This window comes from Pseudoxanthomonas sp. (assembly GCF_051953815.1).
Lineage (GTDB): Bacteria > Pseudomonadota > Gammaproteobacteria > Xanthomonadales > Xanthomonadaceae > Pseudoxanthomonas_A.
The window spans coordinates 94,693-120,840 of sequence record NZ_JBQCIJ010000002.1; the positions used below are offsets into that span (position 1 = coordinate 94,693).

Annotated in this window: 21 protein-coding genes and 1 pseudogene; 9 read left to right on the top strand and 13 right to left on the bottom strand. The window is 67.5% G+C overall.

Annotated elements, in window-relative coordinates; genetic code table 11:
- Positions 1 to 478 precede the first annotated feature (478 nt).
- Both ACTHN1_RS00790 and ACTHN1_RS00795 read right to left on the bottom strand, forming a co-directional pair.
- The gene (locus tag ACTHN1_RS00790) at positions 479 to 1,870 is read right to left on the bottom strand and encodes a glutamine synthetase family protein (RefSeq protein WP_440469068.1); all 1,392 of its coding nucleotides are present in this window, start codon (positions 1,868 to 1,870) and stop codon (positions 479 to 481) included.
- A gap of 43 nt (positions 1,871 to 1,913) precedes the next feature.
- On the bottom strand, positions 1,914 to 2,693 hold the full coding sequence (locus tag ACTHN1_RS00795; protein WP_440469069.1) for a gamma-glutamyl-gamma-aminobutyrate hydrolase family protein: 780 nt from the start codon (positions 2,691 to 2,693) through the stop codon (positions 1,914 to 1,916).
- A gap of 209 nt (positions 2,694 to 2,902) precedes the next feature.
- On the opposite strand from ACTHN1_RS00795, the gene ACTHN1_RS00800 reads away from it, so the two are divergent.
- Entirely contained in the window at positions 2,903 to 4,297 is a 1,395-nt protein-coding gene (locus ACTHN1_RS00800; protein ID WP_440469070.1) for a glutamine synthetase family protein, read from the top strand.
- The gene (locus ACTHN1_RS00805) at positions 4,294 to 5,583 is read left to right on the top strand and encodes an NAD(P)/FAD-dependent oxidoreductase (RefSeq protein WP_440469071.1); all 1,290 of its coding nucleotides are present in this window, start codon (positions 4,294 to 4,296) and stop codon (positions 5,581 to 5,583) included. Before ACTHN1_RS00800 ends, ACTHN1_RS00805 begins: the two co-directional genes overlap by 4 nt.
- A gap of 78 nt (positions 5,584 to 5,661) precedes the next feature.
- On the opposite strand, the gene ACTHN1_RS00810 is transcribed toward ACTHN1_RS00805, so the two are convergent.
- Positions 5,662 to 6,363, bottom strand: coding sequence for a class I SAM-dependent methyltransferase (locus ACTHN1_RS00810; protein WP_440469072.1), 702 nt, complete (start codon positions 6,361 to 6,363; stop codon positions 5,662 to 5,664).
- A 264-nt stretch (positions 6,364 to 6,627) separates the two neighbouring features.
- Here ACTHN1_RS00810 and ACTHN1_RS00815 point away from each other — a divergent pair, with 264 nt between their 5' ends.
- A complete protein-coding gene (locus ACTHN1_RS00815; protein ID WP_440469073.1) occupies positions 6,628 to 7,089 on the top strand; it encodes a bacteriohemerythrin in 462 nt (153 codons plus the stop codon).
- Between the two features lie 36 nt (positions 7,090 to 7,125).
- On the opposite strand, the gene ACTHN1_RS00820 is transcribed toward ACTHN1_RS00815, so the two are convergent.
- Complete coding sequence (locus tag ACTHN1_RS00820; RefSeq protein ID WP_440469074.1) at positions 7,126 to 8,409, bottom strand: MFS transporter; 1,284 nt, start codon at positions 8,407 to 8,409, stop codon at positions 7,126 to 7,128.
- A 616-nt stretch (positions 8,410 to 9,025) separates the two neighbouring features.
- On the opposite strand from ACTHN1_RS00820, the gene ACTHN1_RS00825 reads away from it, so the two are divergent.
- Positions 9,026 to 9,310: a hypothetical protein gene (locus ACTHN1_RS00825; protein WP_440469075.1), complete on the top strand. Its 285-nt coding sequence runs from the start codon at positions 9,026 to 9,028 to the stop codon at positions 9,308 to 9,310.
- A gap of 99 nt (positions 9,311 to 9,409) precedes the next feature.
- Here ACTHN1_RS00825 and ACTHN1_RS00830 read toward each other — a convergent pair whose 3' ends face one another.
- Together ACTHN1_RS00830 and ACTHN1_RS00835 are read right to left on the bottom strand one after the other, a co-directional pair.
- Positions 9,410 to 10,912, bottom strand: coding sequence for an aldehyde dehydrogenase (locus ACTHN1_RS00830; protein ID WP_440469076.1), 1,503 nt, complete (start codon positions 10,910 to 10,912; stop codon positions 9,410 to 9,412).
- Between the two features lie 55 nt (positions 10,913 to 10,967).
- A complete protein-coding gene (locus ACTHN1_RS00835; protein WP_440469077.1) occupies positions 10,968 to 11,516 on the bottom strand; it encodes a cupin domain-containing protein in 549 nt (182 codons plus the stop codon).
- 419 nt (positions 11,517 to 11,935) lie between these two features.
- On the opposite strand from ACTHN1_RS00835, the gene ACTHN1_RS00840 reads away from it, so the two are divergent.
- From ACTHN1_RS00840 to ACTHN1_RS00850, 3 genes are all read left to right on the top strand, one after another.
- Positions 11,936 to 13,312, top strand: coding sequence for an aspartate aminotransferase family protein (locus ACTHN1_RS00840; RefSeq protein ID WP_440469078.1), 1,377 nt, complete (start codon positions 11,936 to 11,938; stop codon positions 13,310 to 13,312).
- Positions 13,313 to 13,384: 72 nt separating this feature from the next.
- Positions 13,385 to 14,500, top strand: a complete 1,116-nt coding sequence (gene ald / locus ACTHN1_RS00845; protein ID WP_440469079.1) for an alanine dehydrogenase — start codon at positions 13,385 to 13,387, stop codon at positions 14,498 to 14,500.
- Positions 14,501 to 14,519: 19 nt separating this feature from the next.
- Entirely contained in the window at positions 14,520 to 16,013 is a 1,494-nt protein-coding gene (locus ACTHN1_RS00850) for a CoA-acylating methylmalonate-semialdehyde dehydrogenase (protein WP_440469080.1), read from the top strand.
- A 51-nt stretch (positions 16,014 to 16,064) separates the two neighbouring features.
- Here the strand turns inward: ACTHN1_RS00850 and ACTHN1_RS00855 are convergent, their stop codons facing one another.
- Together ACTHN1_RS00855 and ACTHN1_RS00860 are read right to left on the bottom strand one after the other, a co-directional pair.
- The gene (locus ACTHN1_RS00855) at positions 16,065 to 17,189 is read right to left on the bottom strand and encodes an efflux RND transporter periplasmic adaptor subunit (protein ID WP_440469081.1); all 1,125 of its coding nucleotides are present in this window, start codon (positions 17,187 to 17,189) and stop codon (positions 16,065 to 16,067) included.
- Positions 17,186 to 20,413 carry an efflux RND transporter permease subunit gene (locus ACTHN1_RS00860; RefSeq protein WP_440469082.1) on the bottom strand — a complete coding sequence of 1,076 codons (3,228 nt, stop codon included), beginning with the start codon at positions 20,411 to 20,413 and terminating at the stop codon, positions 17,186 to 17,188. Before ACTHN1_RS00860 ends, ACTHN1_RS00855 begins: the two co-directional genes overlap by 4 nt.
- 249 nt (positions 20,414 to 20,662) lie before the next feature.
- Here ACTHN1_RS00860 and ACTHN1_RS00865 point away from each other — a divergent pair, with 249 nt between their 5' ends.
- The gene (locus tag ACTHN1_RS00865) at positions 20,663 to 21,598 is read left to right on the top strand and encodes an AraC family transcriptional regulator (RefSeq protein ID WP_440469083.1); all 936 of its coding nucleotides are present in this window, start codon (positions 20,663 to 20,665) and stop codon (positions 21,596 to 21,598) included.
- Between the two features lie 3 nt (positions 21,599 to 21,601).
- Here the strand turns inward: ACTHN1_RS00865 and xth are convergent, their stop codons facing one another.
- A complete protein-coding gene (gene xth / locus ACTHN1_RS00870; RefSeq protein ID WP_440469084.1) occupies positions 21,602 to 22,432 on the bottom strand; it encodes an exodeoxyribonuclease III in 831 nt (276 codons plus the stop codon).
- On the bottom strand, positions 22,423 to 22,818 hold the full coding sequence (locus ACTHN1_RS00875; RefSeq protein WP_440469085.1) for a VOC family protein: 396 nt from the start codon (positions 22,816 to 22,818) through the stop codon (positions 22,423 to 22,425). The genes xth and ACTHN1_RS00875 overlap by 10 nt, the downstream gene beginning before the upstream one ends.
- Positions 22,819 to 22,951: 133 nt before the next feature.
- Between ACTHN1_RS00875 and ACTHN1_RS00880 the strand changes: the two genes are divergently transcribed.
- Complete coding sequence (locus ACTHN1_RS00880) at positions 22,952 to 23,518, top strand: cysteine hydrolase family protein (RefSeq protein WP_440469086.1); 567 nt, start codon at positions 22,952 to 22,954, stop codon at positions 23,516 to 23,518.
- A 24-nt stretch (positions 23,519 to 23,542) separates the two neighbouring features.
- Here ACTHN1_RS00880 and ACTHN1_RS00885 read toward each other — a convergent pair whose 3' ends face one another.
- The 3 genes and pseudogenes from ACTHN1_RS00885 to ACTHN1_RS00895 all read right to left on the bottom strand — a co-directional run.
- Positions 23,543 to 24,289, bottom strand: a complete 747-nt coding sequence (locus tag ACTHN1_RS00885) for a metallophosphoesterase family protein (RefSeq protein ID WP_440469087.1) — start codon at positions 24,287 to 24,289, stop codon at positions 23,543 to 23,545.
- Between the two features lie 215 nt (positions 24,290 to 24,504).
- On the bottom strand, positions 24,505 to 25,503 hold the full coding sequence (locus tag ACTHN1_RS00890; RefSeq protein ID WP_440469088.1) for a GSU2403 family nucleotidyltransferase fold protein: 999 nt from the start codon (positions 25,501 to 25,503) through the stop codon (positions 24,505 to 24,507).
- Between the two features lie 137 nt (positions 25,504 to 25,640).
- Positions 25,641 to 26,148, bottom strand: a pseudogene (locus ACTHN1_RS00895) (hypothetical protein); the annotation flags it as partial.

Here is a 26,148-nt window from a genome sequence, read left to right on the forward strand (position 1 = left end):
AAACGGCGCACATCCATGTGCGCCGCCCTGCGGGTTTTACCCGGCCCGCTTGCCACGCCTTAACGGGGGCCCGAAAAGCCAAGGCAAGAGCAGGGCAACAGCAACAGCGGAGTATTGAAGACCGGTGTGCTTCCAGTGTTTTGGTTTTGGTTTTGGTTTTGGCTCTTGCTCCTCGGGCCCCATCCGCAGCGGTGGCGACGGTGGGTAAACCCGCAGGGCGCTGCACAGGGATGTGCAGCGTTTTGGGTCGGCACAGGATGTGCCGTCCCAAAATTCCCACCGGCGACACGGACCATAACGGCGCAGCCGTTGGGGCGCGAGTACCGGGGTGTGCTTTCTTTGGTTCCTTTCTTTGCACAAGCAAAGAAAGGGACGCCCCGCGGCGAGCGCACCACGGCGGGCAGCCGCAAGACACCACGCGCGCCAGCGCCCGACTATCCATCCCACGATGGCCCCAAAGAATTCGCACCATGAACACTCAGACGTTCAACAACAGGAATTCCCGCTCCCACGAACTGATCACGCGGAAGAAGGTCTCGTACTCCTTGCGCTTCACCGACACATAGGCCCGCACGAACCGCGGCCCCAGCATCTCCTGCAACGGCTTGCATGCCTCCAGCCCGTCCAGCGCCTCGCCCAGCGAACGCGGCAGGTCGTAGCCGATTTCCTTGGCGCTGCCGGCGGTCGGCGCGGTCGGCTTGAGCTTTTCGCGGATGCCCAGCAGGCCGCAGGCCAGGGTCGCCGCCATCGCCAGGTAGGGATTGGCGTCGGAACCGGCGAAGCGGCTTTCCACCCGCATGTTCTCCGGCGTGTCCATCGGCACGCGCAGGCCGCAGGTGCGGTTGTCATAGCCCCACTGCACGTTGCTCGGCGAGACCTCGCCGAACATCAGCCGGCGATAGGAATTGACGTTGGGCGCGAAGAACGCCATCGCCATCGGCACGTATTTCTGCAGGCCGGCCAGGTAGTGGCCGAACACCGGGCTGAACTTGCCCGGCTCCTTGCCGGTGAACACGTTGTGGCCCTTCTTCGCGTCCACCACGCTCTGGTGGATGTGCATGGCGCTGCCCGGCTCGTTCTCCATCGGCTTGGCCAGGAAGGTGGCATAGACGCCGTGGCGCATGGCCGCCTCGCGCATGGTGCGCTTGAACAGGAACACCTGGTCGGCCAGCGCCATCGCCCCGGCGTGGGTGAAATTGACTTCCAGCTGGGCCGCGCCGGATTCGTGGATCAGCGTGTCCACGTCCAGCTCCATCGCCTCGCAGTAGTCGTACATCAGGTCGAGGATGGGATCGAATTCGTTGACCGCGTCGATCGAATACGACTGGCGCGCGGTCTCCGGCCGCCCGGAACGGCCGGCCGGCGGCAGCAGCGGGAAATCCGGATCGGTATTCTTCTGCACCAGGAAGAACTCCAGTTCCGGCGCGACCACCGGGCGCAATCCGGCCTTCTCGTATTCCGCCAGCACCCGCCGCAGCACGTTGCGCGGGGCCAGTTCGTGCGGCTGGCCGGCCTTGGTGTAGCAGTCGTGGATGATCTGCGCGGTCGGATCGGCGGCCCACGGCACCATCCGCACCGTGTCCGGATCCGGGCGCAGCATCATGTCCGAGTCCGACGGCGAGGTCAGTTCGTAGTAGTCGTCCGGATAGTCGCCGGTGACGGTGGTGGCGAAGATGCCTTCCGGCAGGCGGGTGCCGTAGTCGTGCGAGAACTTGTCGGCGGGAATGATCTTGCCGCGCGCATTGCCGGTGATGTCCGGCACCAGGCATTCGACCTCGGTGATGCGGCGTTCCTTCAGCCAGCGCCGCAGCGCGCTTTCTTCGGCCTGCTGGGGCGTGGTCTGTTTTCGGGTGTGCTTTTTCTGGCTCATGGGAAGACATTCGGAAATCGGGGACGGGATGGACGCAACAACGTCACGCCGCGCGGGGCGGCGGGCGTTCCCTCGCGCGCCGCTCGGCGCGCTCCCGGCAGGCGGCTCCGAACGCCTGGAAGATCGACAGGTAGAACGGGTTTTCGGTGACCCGCCACTCCGGATGCCACTGCACGCCGAGCAGGAAGCCCGGGCCGTCATGACGGAAGGCTTCGATCAGGCCGTCCGGCGCGGTGGCCTCGACGATCAGGCCGCGCCCGAGCTGGCGCACGCCCTGCCCGTGCAGAGAATTGACCCGCACCCGCTGCGTGCCGGCCCAGCGCGCCAGCAGGCCGTCCGGCGCCAGCGCGATGTCATGCGCGGGGCCGTACTGGACCTCCAGCGGATCGTCCGCGCGTTCGCGGTGATCCATGAAACCGGGCTGCTCGTGCACCTTCTGGTACAGACTGCCGCCCAGCGCCACGTTGACCTCCTGGAAGCCGCGGCAGATCGCCAGCAGCGGCACGCCCATGTCCAGCGCCAGCGGGATCAGCGCCAGGTTGGTGGCGTCGCGGCGCGGATCCAGCAGGTTGCCCTCGTAACTGGATTCGTCGCTGTAGTGATGCGGTTCGATGTTGCTGACCGAGCCGGTCAGGAGGACGCCGTCGACTCCGCGCAGGAAGTCGCGCAGCGGCAGCGCCGGCTCCAGGGTGGGCAGCAGCACCGGCATCGCGCCGGCGCCGTCGACCACCGCGCGGATGTACTTCTCCCCGACCGCGAGGAAGGGATGCGCGCCGATTTGCTTGTGATCGGTCGGCAGGCCGACCAGCGGCTGGCTGGTCATGCAGGGGGCTCGGGATGGCTTGGACTCACCTTAGCCCGGCCGTTTTATTTTTACAACACGAGGCGCAATCGGCCCCCTACGCGCCCCGGAATGGTGCGCAGCAGCACCCGTTTCGGGCGTTTTACGCACCTCGCCACCCTCGCCTCGTTGAGTATTCTTGACAACACCTTTCCTCTGATAAGCTGCCTCCGGCCTTCCGGAGCGCCTCCATGAACCTCCCTTCCCACCCCGAATCGTCCGCCGCCACCGGTCTTCCCGCGGACGACGCGGCCACCCTGCGCGACCTCGACGGTTGCGAGCTGATCGACCTCCTGCTGCCCGACATGAACGGCCTGCTGCGCGGCAAGCGCATCACCCGCGAGGCGCTGGACAAGGTTTACGCCGAGGGGGTCTGCCTGCCGATGTCGCTGATCGCCACCGACATCACCGGCAACACGGTGGAGGAAACCGGACTGGGCTACGACATCGGCGACGAGGACCGCGTCTGCCGGCCGGTGCCGGGTTCATTGCGCGCGGTGCCGTGGGCGCCGCGCCCGATGGCGCAGCTGCTGCTGGCGATGGAGGACGCCGCCGGCGGCCTGTTCGAGGCCAATCCGCGCGAAGTGCTGCGGCGGGTGCTGGCGCGCTACGCCGTGCGCGGGCTGAAGCCGGTGGTGGCGGTGGAACTGGAGTTCTACCTGTTCGACCAGCGCCCGGACGCCGACGGCCGGCCGATGGCCGCGCGCAATCCGGCCACCGGTGCGCGCAACCGCAGCACGCAGGTCTACTACATGGAAGACCTCAACGACTATCGCGGCTTCACCGACGCGGTCGCCGCGGCCTGCCGCGCCCAGCGCATCCCCGCCGACACCGCGGTGGCCGAATACGCGCCCGGCCAGTTCGAGATCAACCTCAAGCATCGCGACGACGCCCTGCTGGCCTGCGACGACGCGATCTACCTCAAGCGCGCGATCAAGGCGATCGCCCAGCAGCAGGGCACCCTGGCCAGCTTCATGGCCAAGCCGCTGGTCGACCAGGCCGGCAGCGGCATGCACATCCATGTCAGCGTGCTGGATCGCGATGGCCGCAACGTGTTCGCCTCGCCGGTCGGACAACCGGCCGACGCGCTGCGCCACGCCATCGGCGGCCTCCAGCGCAGCGCCGCCGACTGCCTGCTGCTGTTCGCGCCGAACGCCAACAGTTACCGGCGCTTCGTGCTCAACGCGTTCGTGCCGCTCAACACCTGCTGGGGCTACAACAACCGCACCGTCGCCATGCGCATCCCGCACGGCAGCGAGGCCAACACGCGGGTCGAACACCGCATCGCCGGCGCCGACGCCAACGTCTATCTGGTCACCGCCGCGGTGCTGGCCGGCATGCTGCACGGCATCGAGCAGGGCTTCGATCCCGGACCGCCCATCGTCGGCAATGCCTACGAGCAGACCGAGAACCTCACCCCGTTCTGGCGCGACACCATCGACGATTTCCTCGCCAGCGATTTCGTCGCCGACTGGTTCGGCGCCTCGTTCCGGCACATCTACGGCCAGCAGAAGCTCAAGGAAATGCGCGCCTTCCACACCCAGGTCACCGACCTGGAATACGACTGGTACCTGCGGTCGGTATGAGCCGGCGCGACACCGCCGCCCACCCGCCCTCCTGGTACGCCGCCAGCGCGGTGCCACTGCCGCCGCAGCCGCGCCTGGAAGGCGAACTGCGGGCCGACGTGTGCATCCTCGGCGCCGGTTACACCGGACTGTCGGCGGCGCTGGAACTGGCTGAAGCGGGCTACCGGGTCATCGTGCTGGAGGCCGAACGGATCGGCTGGGGCGCGTCCGGACGCAACGGCGGTCAGGCCATCGTCGGCTACGGCTGCGAACAGGACACCCTGGAGCGGCTGGTCGGCCGCGCCGACGCGCGCAGGCTGTTCGATTTCTCGCGCGAGGGCATGGCGCTGATGCGGGACCGCATCCGGCGCCACGACATCGCCTGCGACTGGCGCGACGGCCATGCCAGCGTGCCGCTCAAGCCGCGCCAGGAGCAGGCGCTGAAGCGCTGGCAGGCGCACATGGCCGAGCACTACGACTATCCGATGGAATGGTGGGATCGCGACCGATTGCGCGCGCAGCTGGCCAGCGATCGCTACCTCGGGGCTATCTACGATCCGCTCAGCGGACACCTGCATCCGCTGGAATACGCCTTCGGCCTGGCCCGCGCCGCGCTGGCGGCGGGCGTGCGGATCTTCGAGCATTCGCGGGTCACCCGGCTGGAACGTGGCGCCGCGCCGGTCCTGCGCACGGATGCCGGCCAGGTCCGCTGCGATTTCGCCGTGCTGGCCGGCAATGCCTGGCTGCGCGGCGTCGCGCCGGAACTGGAGTCGCGGATCATGCCGGTCGGCACTTACATCGGCGCCACCGTGCCGCTGGGCGAGGAACGCGCCCGCGCGCTGATCCGCAACGACATGGCGGTGGCCGACGTGAACTGGGCGCTGGACTACTTCCGCCTGAGCCGGGATCACCGCCTGCTGTTCGGCGGCCGCGCCAGCTACTCCACCCTGCCCCCGCCCAACCTGCGCGGCACCATGGCGCGGCGGATGCGGCGGGTGTTCCCGCAACTGGCCGGCGTGGACATCGAATACGTCTGGGGCGGCTACGTCGACATCTCGCTCAACCGCGCGCCGCATTGGGGCCGGCTGACCCCCAACGTCTATTTCGCCCAGGGCTTCAGCGGCCATGGCGTGGCCTCCACCGGCCTGGCCGGCAAGGTCATCGCCGACGCCATCCGCGGCCAGGCCGAACGCCTGGACGCATTCGCCCGCATCCCGCACCGCCCCTTCCCCGGCGGCCGCCTGCTGCGCACGCCGATGCTGGTGGCGGCGATGGCCTGGTACAAGCTGAAAGATGCCATCGGGTAAACCTGCTTCGTGTCCACCTGGGACACTCGGCATTCTGCCGATTGGGGATCGCGGCTATTCAGTCATTGCGCCTTTTTTCTAGTAGGGGCACATGATCACGGAAAACCCCCAAAGCCGCTGCTCCACGAGGTGGCGCGACGTCGCGTTTCTGTCCCGGAATGTCTGCGACGCAGGTTCGCTCTCATCCCGCACGATCGCCTGTTCGATGAACTGCCGGTACGAGTCCACCATCGAGCGATGTGCCAGGAACAGCTTGTTATCAATGTACGCGAACGGAACGATTCGACGAGGGCGCGCAAAAAAAAGATGGACCCCCTCATTTACGCCAATCGCTACGGGATTTATGAAATCGTCGACCGCAATCACACCCGACGGAGACATCACCTGCTCGCTGAGTTCAAGATCAAACAAGACATCGGAAGCGTCATGCGAACCATCGACACTGATGAATCGTGCAGGCCCTCCCAACCTTCGAATCAGATCGGATGCGGTGCACTCGTGCGAAAAACACTTCAGAAGCTCGATATCCGCTTCAGAGGTCTCTTCCGACCTGGAAAGGGCCGAAACAACATCCCTTTCCGATTTCCATTGAAAGGTATCGATTCCTACAAGCCGATCGTTTCCCCGCTGGGCGGATCGTGCGAGCACCGAAAAATATTTTCCATGGTAGACCCCGATTTCCAGCATCCCACCCCGGATTCCACGAGCTTCCTGAAAATCCAGAATATCCATGGTTCTGAGGGATGTTACGCGAACCAGCCATCCTTCGATCTTGTCCACCACCTCGTCGTGAAATACCTCATTCCTGCTTCCCATACGTATCTCCATTGATGCACGTTGGAGGAGTCTGTGGGGATTTCGTCGTCTTGCGATGTTTCTGGTTTTTCCGCCTATTTACCGATAGTACATTAAATTCACCGATGGCAACCCTTTCATCCCGAATCCAATCCAGGGAGATTGATCGCAATCAATGACCATGACCATTCCCCTGTTTTAGCTTCGTGAAGGAGCGCCGAGAAGAACGGCAAAACGGAAACGAGAACCATGGCCCTACTCGTCTGGCAGGACGACCTGAACACCGGCGTGGACGTCATCGACGCCCAGCATCGCCGCATCGTCGAGATGATCAACCGCCTGCACATCGCCAACCGTTCGATGGAGCGGATCGCGGTGGCCGAAGTGATCGAGGAACTGGTCGACTACACCCTCTCCCACTTCGCCTTCGAGGAGGAACTGATGGAAGAGGCCGGTTATCCGTTTTCGGCCGCGCACAAGCGCGTGCACCAGTTGTTCGCCAAGCGCGTGGGCGAGTACCGGATGCGCTTCGAGGCCGGCGACGACATCGGCGACGAACTGCGTTCCATGCTCGCGCGCTGGCTGTACAACCACATCCGCAGCGACGACAAGGACTACGCCGACGCGGTCAAGCACCACCTCAACCTGTTCGCCCGCGAGCACGAGGAAGGTGGCTGGCTGGGCCGCACGCTCAAGCGCCTGTTCCGCTGAATTTCCCGCCGCGATGCGAAGGCGGCCGCGTTCGCCTCAGCGCGGGCGCGGCATCAGCCACAGCGCCAGCAGGGTGAGCGCCGCCGCGCCGCACAGGTAGTAGCCCACGTACGCCAGCCCGTACTGCTGCGCCAGCTGGGTCGCCACGTAGGGCGCCAGCGACGCGCCGAAGATGCCGGCCAGGTTGAACGCCAGCGAGGCGCCGGTGTAGCGCACCTCGGTGGGAAACATTTCGGCCAGGATGGTCCCGCAGGGACCGTAGGTCAGGCCCATGATGCCCAGGCCGAGCGCCAGGAACAGCAGCACGCCCGCGGCGCTGCCGGAGGAGAACAGCGGCGCGAACAACAGGCCGAACGCGAAGATGGCCACGCTGGCGACGATCATCGCGCGGCGCCGTCCGCGCCGGTCTGCGTACAGCGCCGCCAGCGGAATGCCCGCGGCGAAGAACAGCACGCCGGCCATCTGCAAGATCAGGAACTGTTCGCGCGAATAGCCCAGGCGCGAGGTGCCCCAGCTCAACGCGAACACCGTCATCAGATAGAACAGCACGAAGGTCGCCATGGCCGCGAAGGTGCCGGCCAACAGTGCGCGCGGATGCTCCTTCAGCACGGTGAGCATCGGCAGGCGCACGCGTTCGTCGCGCTCCAGGGTCTTCTGGAAATCCGGCGTCTCGGTGATGCGCAGGCGCACCCACAGGCCGACGATCACCAGCGCGGCGCTGGCCAGGAACGGGATGCGCCAGCCCCAGGCGAGGAACTGCGCGTCGCTCAGCAGTTCGGTCAGCAGCAGGAAGATGCCGGTCGAACACAGGAAGCCGATCGGCGCGCCGAGCTGCGGGAACATGCCGTACCAGGCGCGCCTGCCCGGCGGCGCGTTCTCGGTCGCCAGCAGCACCGCGCCGCCCCATTCCCCGCCCAGCCCCAGGCCCTGGCCGAAACGGCACAGCGCTAGCAGCAGCGGCGCCAGGATGCCGATGTCCGCGTAGGTCGGCAGCAGGCCGATGGCGACGGTCGACAGGCCCATCGTCAGCAGCGCGGCGACCAGGGTCGCCTTGCGGCCGATGCGGTCGCCGTAGTGGCCGAACACCGCCGAGCCCACCGGCCGGGCGAAGAACGCCAGCGCGAAGGTCGCCAGCGACTGCAGCGTGGCCGCGTTGCCGTCGCCTTCGGGAAAGAACAATTTCGGGAACACCAGCACCGCCGCCGTGGCGTATATATAGAAATCGAAGAACTCGATGGTGGTGCCGATGAGGCTGGCGAACAGGACGCGGCGGGGCGAGTTGCCCGGCAGGGCGGAAGCGGCGACGGCGGATGCGGTCATGGGCGCGAGGGAGGGGATGACCAGTCCGATTCTGGCAGATCCGGAGGAGCAGCAAAGGCAAATCCCCTTCGGTCCCCCTTTTTCAAAAGGGGGAGGTAAGGATGGGCTTCCTGACAGGAACGCAGGCTTCGATAGCCCCCTTTGCAAAAGGGGGAGGGCGCCCGCGAAGCGGGAGACGCGGGATTGGCTTCTGGCGCGGAAAGCAAATCCCCCTCAATCCCCCTTTTTCAAAGGGGGAGGCAACGATGGGCTCCTGACGGGAACGCAGGCTTCGATAGCCCCCTTTTGCAAAGGGGGAGGTAAGGGCGGGTTTCCTGACGGGAACGCAAGGTTTTGATAGCTCCCTTTGAAAAAGGGGGCGGGCACTCGCGAAGCGGGTGACGGGGGATTTGCTTCTGGTGCGGAAAGCAAATCCCCCCAATTCCCCTTTTTCAAAGGAGGAGGCAACGATGGGCTTGCTGACAGGAACGCAGGCTTCGATAGCCCCCTTTGCAAAAGGGGGCGGGCGACTGCGAAGCAGGCGGCGGGGGATTTGCTCTTGGCGCCATTCCACACACCCCCTCCCCGCTTTCATGCGATCCTCCCCCGCGTTCTCCCTTCATGCAGGAGCTCCGCCATGGATGAAGATCTGGACACCCTTTCCCGCGACGCTCTGATCGCCGAAGTGCGCCGCCTGCGCGCCGGCATCCGCGAACACCGCGACAGCACCGGCCACGATCTGTGCTGGCACCATCCGGCGCTGTGGGGCCTGCTGCCGGAGAAAAGCGATCCGCAACCGGAGGTCCCCGAGTGGCCGCAGTTCCTGCGCGGCTGCATCCGCTACCGGCAATCGCTGGATCGGCAGCTGCCCGATGCGCCGCGCACCGACCAGGCCTTCCCGCCCGACGAGACCAACCGGTAGGAGCGACGTCAGTCGCGACAGCCCGCAAGGGCTCCGAGGTCATGGAGCAAAAGCATCGCGACTCACGTCGCTCCTGCAGAAACGGGTCGCTGGACCGCCTCAATCGGCCAGGTTGATCCAGGTCGCCTTGATCTCGGTGTACTTGTCGAAGGCATGCAGCGATTTGTCGCGGCCGTTGCCGGATTGCTTGTAGCCGCCGAACGGCGCGGTCATGTCGCCGCCATCCCAATAATTCACCCAGACGCTGCCGGCGCGCAGCTTGCGGGCGACGCGGTGCGCGCGGGCGATGTCGCGGGTCCACACGCCGGCGGCCAGGCCGTATTCGGTGTCGTTGGCCATGCGCAGCGCCTGCTCCTCGGTGTCGAAGCCGATCACCGACAGCACCGGCCCGAAGATTTCCTCGCGCGAGATGGTGTGCTCGTGGGCGACGCCATCGAACACGGTCGGCTCGATGTAGCAGCCGCCGGCCACCACCTCGGCGCGGCCGCCGCCCAGCACCAGCTTCGCGCCTTCGGCCACGCCTTTCTCGATATAGCCGAGCACCCGCTTGGTCTGCGTCTCGTCGACCATCGCGCCCATCGGCGCGCCGGGATCCAGCGGGTGGCGCGGCTGCATCTTTCGTCCCGCCTCGACCACGCGGGCGACGAATTCGGCCTGGATGGAACGCTCCACCAGCAGGCGCGAGGCCGCCGTGCACACTTCGCCCTGGTTGTAGAAGATGCCGCTGGCCGCGGCCTCGGCGGCCTTGTCCAGATCCGGCGCGTCGGCGAACACCAGGTTCGGGCTCTTGCCGCCGCACTCCATGTAGGCGCGTTTCATGTTCGACAGGCCCGCGCATTGCAGCAGGCGCTTGCCGACTGCGGTCGAACCGGTGAACACCAGTCCGTCCACGTCCATGTGCAGCGCCAGCGGTTCGCCGGCTTCCTTGCCGAAACCGGGCACGACATTGAACACGCCGGCGGGAATGCCCGCCTCCATCGCCAGTTCCGCCAAGCGGATCGCGCTCAGCGGGGATTTCTCCGACGGCTTCAGCACGATCGAGTTGCCGGTCGCCAAGGCCGGCGCGAACTTCCACGCCGCCATCAGCATCGGGAAATTCCACGGCACGATCGCGCCGACCACACCCAGCGGTTCGCGGGTCACCAGGCCCAGTTCGTCCGGGCCGGTGGCGGCGATTTCACCGTACACCTTGTCCAGCGCCTCGCCGGTCCAGCTCACGCAGCGGATGGTCGCGGCCACGTCCACCTGGCGCGCGTCGGTGACCGGCTTGCCCATGTCCAGCGCTTCCAGCAGCGCCAGTTCGTCGCCGTTCTTCTCGATCAGCTGGGCGAACTTCAACAGCACTTTCTTGCGATGGGTCGGCTTCGCGTTCGCCCATGCGCCGGCCTCGAAGCTGCGGCGCGCCGCCGCCACCGCGCGGTCGATGTCCTCGCCGCCGCCCTCGGCGACTTTCGCCAGGACTCGTCCGTCGATGGGACTGACGCAGTCGAAGGTCCTGCCGCTGGCCGCGTCGACGTAACGCCCGTCGATGAAGGCCTGGCTGCGGATGGACAGGCCGCCGGCCATCGCCAGCCAGTCTTCGCGGGTGCGGGTTGCGTTCATCGTCGGCTCCAGGGAAAGGGGATTGCGATGCCGCCCGCGCGAGGCGGCAATGGAATCAGAACGTGGCGGGAGTGTTGGCGCTGACGATCACCGCGTCGCCCTCGCCCACGTTGCGGAAACGGTGCGGCACCCGGCTCTCGAAATAGTAGGCCTCGCCGGGACCGAGCACGCGCACCTGGTCGCCGACGGTGACCTCCACCTGGCCGGCGATGATCACCCCGCCCTCCTCGCCTTCGTGGCGAAGCATGGTCTCGCCGGTATCGGTGCCCGCCGGCATCACCTCGCGCAGGATGCACATCTGCCGCTGCGGACGGTGCTGGCCGACCAGGAAGTAATGCACGCCGTTGCTGCCGACGTCCGGCAGGTCGTCCACGCCATAGAAGGGCGTATCGGGCAGGCCGGCTTCCAGGTCCAGGGTGAAGAAGTCGGCCAGCGAAATCGGGATGCCGTCCAGCACCTTCTTCAGCGAACTGACCGACGGGCTGACCTTGTTCTGCTCGATCAGCGAGATGGTGCTGTTGGTGACGCCCACGCGCTTGGCCAGCTCGCGCTGGCTGAGGTGCTTGGATTTGCGGACCAGTTGCAGGCGGGCGCCGATGTCCATTTCCCGTGGGCGTGCCGGTGGCGGATGTTGCGGATACTTTACACCCGGTGAGGAGGGCGTCAATTTGGAGGTGACCGGGTCGTTCCCTTCAAAAAGCTTCCGCGCGGAGCGCGGGTCACTTCTTTGCTCGTGCAAAGAAAGTAACCAAAGAAAGCACGCCCCCGGGCGGCCGCCCGGCGCCGCAGGCGCCGGGTTCGCGGACGGCGCGGGAATTTCCGGAAGGCACATCCATGTGCCTGCCGGAAACGGCGCGCATCGTGCGCGCCGCCCCTGCGGGGTTTGACCCACGCCGCCCGCCGGCCTGAAAGGGGGCCCCAAAGCGGAAAAGCAAAAGCCTGCAACCACGCATGTCAGGCGGCAGTTGTAAAGTTTATTCAACGCGGTAAGCTGCGGCCCTCCCCCCGCAGCCAGGAGCCGCCATGAGCGCCGACGCCCCCTCCTCCTCCCGCGCACTGGCGGATTTCTACGAGGCCCAGGCCCTGCAGGCACCGGAATCGCTGAACGCGTTCTGGATGCCGTTCACCGCCAACAAGCAGTTCAAGGCCGCGCCGCGCCTGCTCGCCAGCGCCTCCGGCATGCACTACCGCTCGGTCGATGGCCGCGAAATCCTCGACGCCACCGCCGGCCTGTGGTGCTGCAACGCCGGGCATGCGCGGCCGCGCATCGTCGAGGCGGTGAAGAAGCAGATCGAGACGCTCGATTTCGCGCCCAATTTCTCGATGAGCTCGCCGCTGCCGTTCGTGCTGGCCGAGCGCCTCGCCGAACTCACCCCCGGCGATCTCAACCACGTCTTCTACACCAACTCCGGCTCCGAGTCGGTCGACACCGCGCTGAAGATCGCGCTGGCCTACCACCGCGCGCGCGGCGAGGGCCAGCGCACCCGCCTGATCGGCCGCGAGAAGGCGTACCACGGCGTGGGCTTCGGCGGCATCTCGGTCGGCGGCCTGCCCAACAACCGCAAATGGTTCGGCAGCCTGCTGCCGGGCGTGGATCACCTGCGGCATACCCTGGATCTGGAGCGCAATGCATTCTCGCGCGGACTGCCGCCGTTCGGCATCGAACTGGCCGAGGATCTGGAGCGGATGGTCGCCCTGCACGACGCCTCCACCATCGCGGCGGTGATCATCGAGCCGATTTCCGGTTCGGCCGGCGTGATCATCCCGCCGGAAGGCTACCTGCGCCGCATCCGCGAAATCTGCGACAAGTACGGCATCCTGCTGATCTTCGACGAGGTCATCACCGGTTTCGGCCGCCTCGGCCACGCCTTCGGCGCGCAGCGCTTCGACGTCACCCCGGACATCATCACCGCCGCCAAGGGCCTGACCAATGGCTGCGTGCCGATGGGCGCGGTGTTCGTCTCCGAAAAGGTCCACGACGCCTTCGCGCACGGCCCGGACAACGCCATCGATCTGTTCCACGGCTACACCTACTCCGGCCATCCGCTGGCCTGCGCCGCCGCGCTGGCCACGCTGGACACCTATGCCGAGGAAAACCTGTTCCAGCGCTCGCTGGAAATGGGCGATTACTGGGAGGACGCCATCCATGGCCTGCGCGATCTGCCCAACGTGGCCGACATCCGCAACTTCGGCCTGATCGGCGCCATCGAGATGGTGCCGCGCCCCGGCGCGCCCGGCGCCCGCGCCTACGACGTGTTCAACCGCGCCTTCCACGAGGGCAACCTGCTGACCCGGGTCACCGGCGACGTCATCGCCCTGTCGCCGCCGCTGATCGTCGAGCGCAACCACATCGATCGCATCTTCGCCACCCTGGCCGATATCATCCGCACCACCGCCTGACCATCCGCTCCCTCATCCCCGCACGCCCCGGCGCTCCCCACGCGCATCCACCATCACGCAACGGAGAGAAACATGCTGATCGGCGTTCCCAAGGAAATAAAGAACCATGAGTACCGCATCGGCCTCACCCCGGCCGGTGCGCGCGAGCTGATTGCCCAGGGTCACCAGGTAATGGTGCAGAAGGATGGCGGCAAGGCCATCGGCCTGACCGACGAGCAGTACGCCAAGGCCGGCGCGGAAATCGTCGCCGGCGCCGAGGAGATCTTCGGCCGCGCCGACATGATCATCAAGGTCAAGGAGCCGCAGCCGGTGGAGTGCGCGATGCTGCGTCCCGGCCAGGTGCTCTACACCTACCTGCACCTGGCGCCGGATCCGGAACAGACCAAGGCGCTGGTCGCCTCCGGCGTCACCGCCATCGCCTACGAGACCGTCACCGACAACCGCGGCGGCCTGCCGCTGCTGGCGCCGATGAGCGAGGTGGCCGGGCGCATGTCGATCCAGGCCGGCGCGCACGCGCTGGAAAAGGCGCAGGGCGGCTCGGGCATCCTGCTCGGCGGCGTGCCGGGAGTGAAGCCGGCGGAAGTGCTGGTCATCGGCGGCGGCGTGGTCGGACTCAACGCCGCGCGCATGGCGATGGGACTGGGCGCGCACGTGACCATCCTCGACCGCTCCATCGACCGCCTGAAGTACGTCGACGAGCTGTACGGCGACCGCCTGACCACCATCTATTCCACCCATGACGCCATCGAGGAACGCCTGCCCTACACCGATCTGGTGATCGGCGCGGTGCTGATTCCCGGCGCCGCCGCGCCCAAGCTGGTCTCGCGCGCGCAGCTGAAACTGATGCGCGCCGGTTCGGTGCTGGTGGACGTGGCCATCGACCAGGGCGGCTGCTTCGAGACCAGTCATCCCACCACCCACCAGGATCCGACCTACGAGGTGGATGGCGTCATCCACTACTGCGTCGCCAACATGCCCGGCGGCGTCGCCCGCACTTCCACCTTCGCCCTCACCAACGCCACCCTGCCCTTCGCCGTGCAACTGGCGAACAAGGGCGCGCGCCGCGCCCTGCTCGACGATCCCAATCTGCTCAACGGCCTCAACGTGCACGCCGGCAGGATCACCTACAAGGCGGTGGCCGAGGACCTGGGCTATCCCTACGTGCCGGCGGCACAGGCGCTGGGCTGAACCCGGACGCGACCACCCCATGATCGAAATCCTGCACCACTTCATCAACGGCCACCCGGTGGCCGGCACCAGCGGCCGTCACGGCGAGGTCTTCGACCCCGCTAGCGGCCAGGTGGCCGCGCATGTCCCGCTGGCCTCGGCCGCCGAAGTCGCCGTCGCGGTGCATACCGCGCAGGCCGCGTTCCCGGCGTGGAGCGCGGTCACCCCGCTCAATCGCGCGCGGGTCCTGTTCCGTTTCAAGGAACTGGTGGAACGGCATGCCGACGAACTGGCCCTGCGCATCACCTACGAGCATGGCAAGGTCCTGTCGGATGCGCGCGGCGAAGTCACCCGCGGACTGGAAGTGGTGGAGTTCGCCTGCGGCATTCCGCACCTGCTCAAGGGCGAGCATTCGATGAACGTGGGACGCGACGTCGATTCCTGGAGCGAACATGCGCCGCTGGGCGTGGTCGCGGGCATCACCCCGTTCAATTTCCCGGCGATGGTGCCGCTGTGGATGTTCCCGGTGGCGCTGGCCTGCGGCAACACCTTCGTGCTCAAGCCCTCCGAGCGGGATCCGTCCGCATCGCTGATGCTGGCCGAACTGCTGCGCCAGGCCGGCCTGCCCGATGGCGTGTTCAACGTGGTGCACGGCGACAAGGAAGCGGTCGACGCGCTGCTGGATGATCCACGCGTGCAGGCGATCAGCTTCGTCGGATCCACGCCCATCGCCGAGTACATCTACGCGCGCGGCAGCGCCCACGGCAAGCGCGTGCAGGCGCTGGGCGGGGCCAAGAACCACATGGTGGTGCTGCCCGACGCGGACCTCGACGGCGCGGCCGCCGCCCTGCTCGGGGCGGGCTACGGTTCGGCCGGCGAGCGCTGCATGGCGATCTCGGTGGCGGTGTGCGTGGGCGATCACACCGCCGATGCCCTGATCGAAAGACTGGCGCCGCAGGTGGCGGCCCTGAAGATCGGTCCCGGCAGCCGCGACACCGAGATGGGCCCGCTGGTGACCGGCGCCCATCGCGACAAGGTGCGTGGCTACGTCGACGTGGGCGTCGCGGAAGGCGCCACGCTGGTGGTGGACGGGCGCGGCTTGACCGTGGAAGGTTCGCCCGACGGCTTCTTCCTGGGCGGCTGCCTGTTCGACCACGTCACCCCGGACATGCGCATCTACCGCGAGGAGATCTTCGGCCCGGTGCTGTGCGTGGTGCGCGTGCCGGATCTGGAAACCGCGCTGCGCCTGGTCAACGAACACGAATACGGCAACGGCGCGGCGGTGTTCACCCGCGACGGCGGCGCGGCGCGCGAATTCGCCCACCAGGTGCAGGCCGGCATGGTCGGCATCAACGTGCCGATCCCGGTGCCGATGGCCTTCCACAGCTTCGGCGGCTGGAAGCGCTCGTTGTTCGGCCCGCTGCACGTGCACGGCCCCGACGGCGTGCGCTTCTACACCCGCCTGAAAACGATCACCGCCCGCTGGCCCGAGGGCGCGCGCGGCGCCGAGTTCGTGATGCCGACGATGAAGTGAGCGCCGGAGTTGCTTCCCGCTCCTACCGGGAAAGCAGGGAAAAGGAGGACGCTACTTCTTCGCCGGCGCGTTCACCTTCGCGCCGACCTTCTGCCCGGCCACCAGCATCGCGTTCGGCGCCAGCACCACCTGTTCCCCGGGCTTCAGGCCCGACAGCACTTCGGCCTCGTTGCCCAGGTTGCGGCCCAGCACCACCTTGCGGAACTGCAACAGCGCGTCGCCACCGACCACCGCCACCTGCGCGCCGTTGGCGTCCTGCGCCACCGCCGACACCGGCACCAGCACCGCCGGTACCGCGCGCGGCACCTTCAGGACGACTTCGCCCAGCATGCCGGCGGGAATCCGGCCCTCCGGGTTGGGCAGGCGCAGTTCGATGCGCATCGCGCCGACGCTGCTGGAAATGTTCTGCGCGCTGCGCACCACCTCGACGTCGAAATCCTGATCGGCCAGCTCCAGGAAATGCATCTGCCCGGGCATGCCCGGGCGCACCTGCAGGGCCGCGTTCTGCGGCACGTCCACCACGATGCGCAGCGGATCCAGCGCGTTGACCTCGAACATCGGCAACGTCGCCGAGGCCGAATCGCCGACCACGCGGTCGCCGCGCTCGACGTTGCGCGCCACCACCACGCCGTCGAACGGCGCGCGCACCACCTGGAAGCCCTGCCGCTCGCGCGCGCTCGACAGGCGCGCCTGCGCGGCCGAGGTGGCCGCGCGCGCGGCGCTCAGGCTGGCCAGGCGTTCGCTGTGCAGCTCCTTGGAGATGGCGCCGGATCCGACCAGCACGTCGGCGCGATCGAAGTTGGCCTTGGCCAGCGCCTGGTTCGCCTGCGCCAGTTCCAGATCCGCGGCGGCCTCGCGCACCGCCTGATCGACTTCCGGCGTGGCGATCGTCGCCAGCACCTGGCCGGCGGTGACGTGATCGCCCAGATCCACGCGCCGTTCGCTGACGAAACCGGTGGCGCGCGCATAAAGCTTGGCCGACTCGCCGGCTTCGGCGCGTGCCGGCAGGCGCAGCTCCGATTGCGGATCCGCCGCCTTGGCCGGGGTGGTCAGCACTTCGGGCACGGCGCCGGCCGGCTGGGTGGCGGCGGAACTGCGGCCGCAGCCGCTGAGCGTGGCGATGCCGGCCAGTACGGCGGCGGCCAGCGCGATGCGGGTGAAGGACACGGTGTTCATGGGGAGACTCCTGCGCCGGCGGCGTCGCCGGTGGCGGTGGGGGAGGAAACATCGGAAATGTCGATCGCCCGTGCGGCTTCGGCGCGGCGCTTCTGGCGGCGGCCCAGTACGGCCAGGATCGAGGGCACCAGCACCAGCGTGGCCGGCGTGCCGAACAGCAGGCCGCCGATCACCGCGCGGCCCAGCGGCGCGTTCTGTTCGCCGCCGTCGCCCAGGCCGATCGCCATCGGGATGATGCCCAGGACCATCGCGCTGGCGGTCATCAGCACCGGGCGCAGGCGCACGGCGGCGGATTCGTAGGCAGCCAGTTCCGGATCGTGGCCATCGGCGATCAGCCCGCGCGCGAAGCTGGTGACCAGCACGCTGTTGGCGGTGGACACGCCGATCACCATCATCAGGCCCATCAATGCCGGCACGCTGAGCGGCGTACCGGTGACGAACAGGCCGATCGCCGCGCCGGCAATCGCGATCGGCAGGCCGGACATCGCCACCAGCGGCTGGATCCAGGACTGGAAGTTGATCACCAGCACCAGGAACACCAAGACCGCCGACATCAGCAGTCCGCCGGCCAGTTCGCCGTAGGCGCTCTGCATCTCGCCGGCCTGGCCGGTGATCTCGACGCGGTTGCCCGGCTTCATCCGCGCCTGCACATCGGCAGTGATGGCGGTCAGGCGCGAATACACCGAGCCCAGATCCGTGCCCTGCACGTTCGCCAGCACGCTGACGGTGGGGGCGAGCGTGGTGCGGGCGATGCTGGCCGGCACGTTGCGCGGAGTGACCGTGGCGATGTTGCGCAGCAGGACCGCCTGCCCGTCACCGCCGACGCGCAGCGGCATGTTCAGCAGGGTCTCGGCGTCGGGCAGGCTGGCCGGCGGCGCCTGCACCTGCACGGTGTAGGCGATCGCGTTGACGGTGTCGGTCCAGTACACCGGCGTGACCGTGCCGGACGTGCCCAGCACCGACAGCACCGCGCGGCTGGCCTGCTGCGCGTCCAGGCCCAGCTGGGCGGCGCGGGTGCGATCGATGTGCACGCGGTACTCGGGCAGATCCAGGATCTGCCGCAGCGCCACGTCCACCGCGCCGGGCTCCTGGCGCAGGCGGCTTTCCACCTCGCGCGCCAGCGCCAGGTTGCCGGCGACGTCGCGGCCGATCAGCCGCACTTCGAACGCGGCGGCGGCCGATCCGGCCAGGGTGCGGCTGGTGGCGTCCGGCGGCCGCTCGAACACCTTCACGTCGGGAAACTTCTCCGCCATGCGCTGGCGGATCTGCGCCAGGTAGTCGCGGGTCGGCGCGTGCGGCGAGCGCAACTGCAGCATCAGTTCGGCCTCGAACGATCCCACCACCGCGCTGTCCACCAGCGACAGGTTGATCGCGTCGGGCACGCCGATCTGTTCGTACACGGTCTGCAGTTCCCCGGCCGGGATGATCCTGCGGATCTCGCGCTGGATCTCGGTCAGGCGCTGGGTGGTCTGTTCCAGCCGCGTGCCCGAGGGCATGCGCACCTGCAGGCGCAGCTGGCCGGCGTCGACCTGCGGGAAGTACTCGCGTCCCAGCAGCGCGCCGGCGCCCACGCCGATCGCGATCACCAGCAGCGCGGCGATGGCCAGCACGCCGCCGTGATGGCCCAGCCGCACCAGCAGCGCGTGATGGCGCTCGCGCAGCGAATCCAGGCTGTGTTCGACCTTGTGGTTGATGGCGAGCAGCAGCTTCTCCGGCGCCCAGCGCGGGTTCTCCCGGCTGCGGATGTCCGCCGGCAGCAGCAGGTAGCACAACACAGGAATCAACGTGCGCGAGAGTAGGAACGAGGCGATCATCGCGAAGATCACCGCCAGCGCCAGCGGAGTGAACACCCACGCCGACAGGCCGGTCATCAGCAGGATCGGGGTCAGCACGATGCAGATGGACACGGTGGACACGAACTCGGGGAACACCACCTCGCGGGCGCTGTCCAGGATCGCCGTGCGCACGTCCTTGCCCAGGGCGATGTTGCGGTTGGTGTTTTCCACGTCCACCACCGCGTTGTCGACCAGGATGCCGATTGCCAGCGCCAGCCCGCCCAAGGTCATCACGTTGAAGGTGTAGCCCAGCAGGTCCAGCATCGCCACGCTGGCCAGCAGCGCCAGCGGGATGGCCGACAGCACGATCACGCTGGAGCGCCAGGATCCGATGAACACCAGCACCACCAGCGCCACCAGCAGGCCGACCAGCACCGCCTCGTGCTGGATGGAGCCGATGGCGTTGTCGACGAACACCGACTGATCGAAGATCGGCGCGATGCGCATGCCCGGCGGCGCCGAGGCCTCGATTTCCGGCAGCCGCTCGCGCACCGCGCGCACGATCTCCACCGCCGAGGCGCCACCCAGCTTGATCAGCGCCACCGACACCGCGCTGGAACCGTCCATCCGCGCCACGTTGGTCTGCAAGGCGCCGCCGTCGCGCACCGAGGCGACGTCGCGCACGTACAGGACGATGCCGTTGCGGGTAGCGACCGGCAGGTCGAGGAATTCCTGCACGGTGGCCGGACTGGCATCCAGCGAGATCTGCAGTTCGCGCGCGCCCTCGCGGATCGAACCCGACGGCAGGGTCGGGCTGCCGCGCTCCAGCGCGCTGGTGATGTCCGAGGGCGTCAGGCCATAGGTCTGCAACGCCGCCGGGTTCAGATCCACCATCACCTGCCGCGCCGCGCCGCCGTAGGGCAGGGTCATGCGGATGCCGGGGATGGTCTGGATCTGCGAGCGCAGTTGCAGGCGCGCGTAGTCGTAAAGCTGCGCCTCGGTCAGCGAATCGGACGACAGCACCAGTTGCAGCACCGGCGTGCTCGACACGTTGTTGCGCACCACCAGCGGCGGCGAGGTGCCCGGCGGCATGCGCCGCAGGATGGTCTGCGATACCGCGGTGATCTGTCCGAGCGCGCGATCCAGGCTGACGTTGGGCTGGAAGTCGATGCGGATGATGCTGGCGCCGTTGATGGTTTCCGAGCGCACTTCCTTCAGGTCGTCGACCGTGTTCAGGATCGCCGCCTCGGAGAAGGTGGTGATCTTGGCGGCCATGTCCGCGGCCGACAGGCCGTTGTAGGTCCAGACCAGGTTGATGGAGGGGATGCCGACCTCGGGCAGGATGTCGGTCGGCATGCGCCGGGCCGACAGGGTGCCGAACAGCAGGATCAGGATGGCGAGCACCCCGATGGTGTAGCGACGGTTGAGCGCGTACTGGACGATCCACATGGGGCGTGCTTCCAACGGCGGGGGAAGCCGGTACGCGGGCGGCGCCGCTGGCGGGCGGGCGCCACCCCGCGTCGCGAGGCGCGCGGACGCCTCATCCGGTGGGGGACCTTTACGTTAGTCGGCTCACGGGTGTATTCGTTAGTACATTGCTGCCCAATGCTTGCCTATTTCTGCAAACCCGCGCCGCGGCCTTTGCATGGGCGGCCGCGCTTCCGAATAATCGCCCTACCCCCGCCCCCCTCCATCGCCATGAGCGCCAACACTTCCGCGGACACCCTCGCCCAGCGCACGACCTGCGCGGCGAAGGCCGAACTGGCGGATCGGATTGCCCAATTGGCAACCTCCGACGGCAGCCACGCCACCGCCATCCCGCAGCTGCACCTGATGCGGCGGGACTCGCCGACGCCCTGCATCCCCACGGTCTACGAACCGCGCCTGTGCATCGTCGCCCAGGGTAGCAAGGAGTCGACCCTGGCCGGACAGACCTATCGCTACGACCCGCTCAACTACCTGGTGGTGTCGGTGACCCTGCCGATGATCGGCCAGGTCATCGAGGCCACCCCGGAGAAGCCCTACCTGAGCCTGCGCCTGGACATCGATCCGGCGGTGATCGCCTCGCTGATGCTGGACGCGGGCCCGCAACCGACCTCCAACCGCCTGGATCCCGGACTGTACGCCGCCAAGGTGACCACGCCGTTGCTCGACGCGGTGCTGCGGCTGATGCGCCTGCTGGACACGCCGGCGGACCTGCCGGTGCTGGCGCCGCTGGCGATCCGCGAGATCTTCTACCGCGTGCTGGTCGGCGACCTGGGCCACAGCCTGCGCGAAATCGCCGCCGCCGACACCCGCTCGCATCGCATCTCGCGCGCGGTCGCGCACCTGCGCCAGCGCTTCCTGCATCCGCTCAACATCGACGAGCTGGCGCAATCGGTGCACATGAGCACTTCGTCGCTGCACCACCAGTTCAAGGCGGTCACGACGCTGTCTCCGCTGCAATTCCAGAAGCAGCTGCGCCTGCACGAGGCGCGCCGGCTGATGCTGGCCGACGGCATCGACGCGGTCGCCGCCGCGCACCGGGTCGGCTACGAAAGCCCGTCCCAGTTCAGCCGCGAATACAAGCGCCTGTTCGGCGCGCCGCCGCGTTCGGAAATCGGCCAGGTCCGGTTCAACGCACGCCAGGGCTGAGCGTCACGCGCCGCGCCTGCGGCGCGCCGGGCGGGTCGCGCCCGCCAGGGTGATCCAGGCGGGGGCATGATCGCTGGGCTTGGGCAACGCGCGCACCCAGCGATCCACGCCGGCCGCTTTCAGGCGCGCGGCCGCCGCTGGATTCAGCAGCAGGTGATCGATGCGCAGGCCGGCATCGCGTTCCCAGTGCTGGCGGAAGTAATCCCAGAAGGTGTAGACGCGGTCGTCGGGATGGCGTTCGCGGATCGCATCGACCCAGCCGGCCTCCAGCAGTTTCGCGTAGCGCTCGCGGCTTTCCGGCTGCAGCAGCGCGTCCTTGCGCCAGGAGCGCGGGTTGTAGATGTCCTCGTCGGTCGGCACCACGTTGTAGTCGCCGGCCATCACCACCGGCTGCTCCAGCGCATGCAGCTTGCGCGCATGCCGGATCAGGCGATCGAACCACTTGAGCTTGTAGTCGAACTTCGGTCCCGGCTGCGGATTGCCGTTGGGCAGGTACAGGCAGGCCACGCGCAGGCCGAACGCATCGACTTCCAGGTAGCGCGCATGGCTGTCGCCGGGATCCCAGGGCAGGCTGCGGCGCACTTCCTCCGCCGGCTCGCCGCGGGTCAGCACCGCCACGCCGTTCCAGGAACGCTGCCCGACCCAGCGCGCGTGATAGCCCTCCGCTTCCAGTTCCGCGCGCGGGAATCCCTCGTCCACGGCCTTCAACTCCTGCAGGCAGGCCACGTCCGGCGCTTCCTGCCGCAGCCATGCGATCAGGTGCGGCAGGCGGGTGCGGATGCCGTTGACGTTGAAAGTCGCCACGGCCAGCGTGCGGCGCCGGTTCACGGCCATGCATGGCCCTCCTGAAGCAGGTCGTCGCGTTGCGGCCGCAGCACGCAGAAGCGATGCCCGGTCGGCGCCTGCATCACCCACCAGTTGCGTACCTGCGCCACCCGCCGCGCGCCCAGCGACTCGAGCCGCCGGACTTCCGCCTCCACGTCGGTCGACTCGATGTCCAGGTGCGCGCGGCTGGGATGCCTGACCGCCTGCAACAGGATGCCGGGCTGGCCGTCAGGCATGTCCAGCTGGCGATAGTGCGCGTCGGCCGGATCCGGCAGGCGGCGCCAGTCCCGGCCCATCGCGGCGGCCCAGAAACGGGCGGCCAGGTCCAGTTCGACCGGATCCGCATTCGCCTGCCGGCAATCGATGACCCACTGCGCCAAACGGCTGCGATGCATGCTGTCCGCTCCTGCCCGACCCGTCTCCACGCTAGGACGACGATCATCATGGACGGGTGAAAAGCCCGCGCTTTCACATGGCGAACGCGGGCACCGTCGGATGCTGCCCGGCAGACGCCACGGGAGACATCGCTTGGGTTCCCGCCCCCCTGCTCCACCACAAGCCAGCGCGCTGCTGATCATCGACATGATCAACCTGTTCGATTTCCCGGGCGGGCCGGTGCTGGCGCGCCAGGCCTGTCCGCTGGCGCGCCGCCTGCAGGCGCTGAAGCAGCGCTTCCACCGGGCGGGTTCGCCGGTCATCTACGTCAACGACAATTTCATGCACTGGCAGGCCGACTTCAAGGAACTGGTCGCCGTCTGCGCGCATCCCGACGCCCCGGGCGCCGAGATCGCCGAGCGCCTGCGGCCGCAGCCCGGCGACTACTACATCCTCAAGCCCAAGCATTCGGCGTTCCTGTGCACGCCGCTGCCGCTGCTGCTGGCGAAGCTGGGCGTGCGCCGGCTGGTGCTCACCGGCATCGCCGCGGACGCCTGCATCCTTGCCACCGCGATGGACGCGCATGCCCGCGAGTACGCGGTGGAGATCCCGCGCGACGGCGTGGCCTCGCGCACCCCACGGCTGCGCGATCTCGCCCTGTCCACCCTGCAAGGAGCCGCAGGCATCGGCATCAGCCGCCTTTCGCGCATCCGGCCCTGAGCGCTGACGCCGGCGGGATGCGCATCACGCTGCGACGTGGCCGCTCAGCAGCGCCTGCGCCCACTCCGGGCGCCCGCGTTCGCGCGCCAGTCGGGCCATCGCGAGATGGTCATAGGGCAAGGCGATGTGCTCCACCTGCCAGCCGCGCGCGTTCTTCTCCAGGATCGCGTAGCGCGCATCCGGCGAGCCGTTCTCGACCACGTAGGGCACCGGATGATCGTCGCGATAGGCCTGCAGGCCCACGCTTCCCGGATTGAACAGCAGTTGCCCCGCCGACGTACGCGCCACGCGCGGCACATGGGTATGTCCGCACGCGATGACCGGAGCGCGCTCTCCCGCCAGCCGCTCCGCGATCTCGCCGCTGGATGCCATCCGCGTCCCTGGTCCGACCACCGTTTCCAGCAGATGCTCGCAATCGCTGCGCGGCGTGCCGTGGCAGAGCAGCAATTCATCGTCCACGCGCACGCAGGGCGCCAGCGAGCGCAACCAATCCAGCTCCGCCGTGCCCAGTTGCGCCGCCGCATAACGATCGGATTCACCGCCGCGCCCGTCCCGCAGCGATGCCAGGATCTGCCGCTCGTGGTTGCCGGCCAGCGACAGCCATCCCGACGCCATCAGGAATCGCGCCGTCTCGCGCGGCAGCAACGGCCCGGACAGGTTGTCGCCGAGATTGACCACCCGGGTCACGCCCCGCGAGCGGACGTCCGCCGCCACCGCTTCCAGCGCAGCGAGATTGCCGTGGATATCGGAGACGACGGCGATGCGGGTCATGGGCCTTTTACCTGGACTCACGAAGGGTCATGAATCTAGCAGAGGCCCTGCTAACGGACCGAAGATTGAATGCGCAGACGCGGGTGCATGAGCAGTCCGGACTGCGGGAACCCGGCCAACGCCGAATCGTGGACGCGACCATCCAGGTGGCTCACTTCAATGCCATCCAAACATCCTGGGCCGGTGTCCTTGCGGGCGATGTTCCATCGTTGCCGTCATGGCGCGGCGGAAGGGGCCCGGTCCGTGCCTTGCTTCCAGGCCTCGAAGTAAGTCCGGAGTTCGATAGGCAGACTCTCCTCGAACCTGCGGTCCATGGGGAAATGAGGCATGTGCTCGTGCACCAGTTGCAGGATCGTCTCGCCCTGCGCGCGATCCTTGTCCTTCTTCAGTGCGTTGCGTGTCTCTTTCTCGGAAAGCCAGAGCTTGTGGAGGGCAAACCAACGCGGGTCGGGCGCCACGACACGCGCCGGCGTGCCGTCCATCCCGCAAGTGATATGGCTGATGCGTTGCCCGGGAAGAAGCCAGTTCTGTTCCGGCAGCGGAATGGGCCGAAGCTTCTCGTACGCGGGCAGGCCGGTCAGGGACTCGGCGATCAACAGCTCAACTTCGTTTCCTTGGGAATTGCGAGCCTGGAATGGGCGCTCGGCGTTCACGGTGTAGGTGCTGTCGACCTGTTTCAGGACACCGAAGACGGAGGGTTGATCAAGGGGAGACTGCGCCGGATTGTCACGCATATCGCGCACCCACGTCAGATCGAAGTCTTCGGTGGCATCAAGTTCGGATCCGAGGAATCGACCGGCTTCCAGCACGTAGGCGCACAATGCGTTCGTGCCCACTACCAGCACGGACTCTCCGAGCAGGCCGCTGACATCGAGCTCCCTCAGAACCTCCGCGCCGTAGGAGGCGATTCTCGGCAGTCTCAAGGCGCGGTACATCCGCCCCTCGCGCTCCAGTGTGTCCCAGGTCTGCTCGGCGGTGAGCCTGGCCACTCGATACGCTTCCATCAACGCTTCCGTGGCCTGGCTGCGGGGGCCGAGTGAAGTCCCGTTGCCACGGCTGTCGATGATCCGGTACAGGTATTCCTTGTCGCCGGAGGTTTTCCATTGCAGGCGGCCAGCAGCGATCTTGCGCTGAGCCTGCAGCCACGCGTCGTAGCGTGTCTCCATGTTCGCGGCCAGCCTGAGCCCATCATCAGGTATCTTATTGAATTTCATAAAATTGTCCTGAAATTTTGAAAAACCCTCGGATTCAGGACAATTCTAGCAAAAACAATGACATCGAATGCATTCGACTAGGCCAGGTATCGTGTCGCGGGTCGGGCCACCATCGTCGCAGCAGGCGGGATGCTCAGTCAGGGCGACGATTCTTCCGACTTGGGAACGAAATGGCCCGTCTTTGGTGTAGTACTCCAGCATGTACCTGCCGACCGCACGCACACCTGCCTTCCCAGGCCCAGTGCCGCGTCGTAGTTGCGACCGTTCATGTGGATGATGCCGGTGCCGTCCACCATCTCGTGCCCGGTGAAGCCGCGCGTCGTCGTGGGTGAGGGGCTGCCGGCGGCACTAGGGTCGCTGTAGCTGCGGCGCTCGCCGAAGGCGGTGAAGTCCAGTCCCTCGGCCAGTGCCCCATTGGCATCGGCGATGCGCACCACGCTGCCCAACTGGTCATGAAACAGGTACCGCGTCGCCTGCACCGCGCCAGACACGACCGTCTGCTGCACGATGCCGCCGATGACGCGCCTGGCGGTGGTCAGTCCTCCTTGCAGGACGAGTTCCACCCCGCCCAGGTACAGCGTCACCTTGCCGGCTTCCTCGCGCTTGTAGCGCTGTCCGTCCGGACCGTACCAGAACCGTACCCGC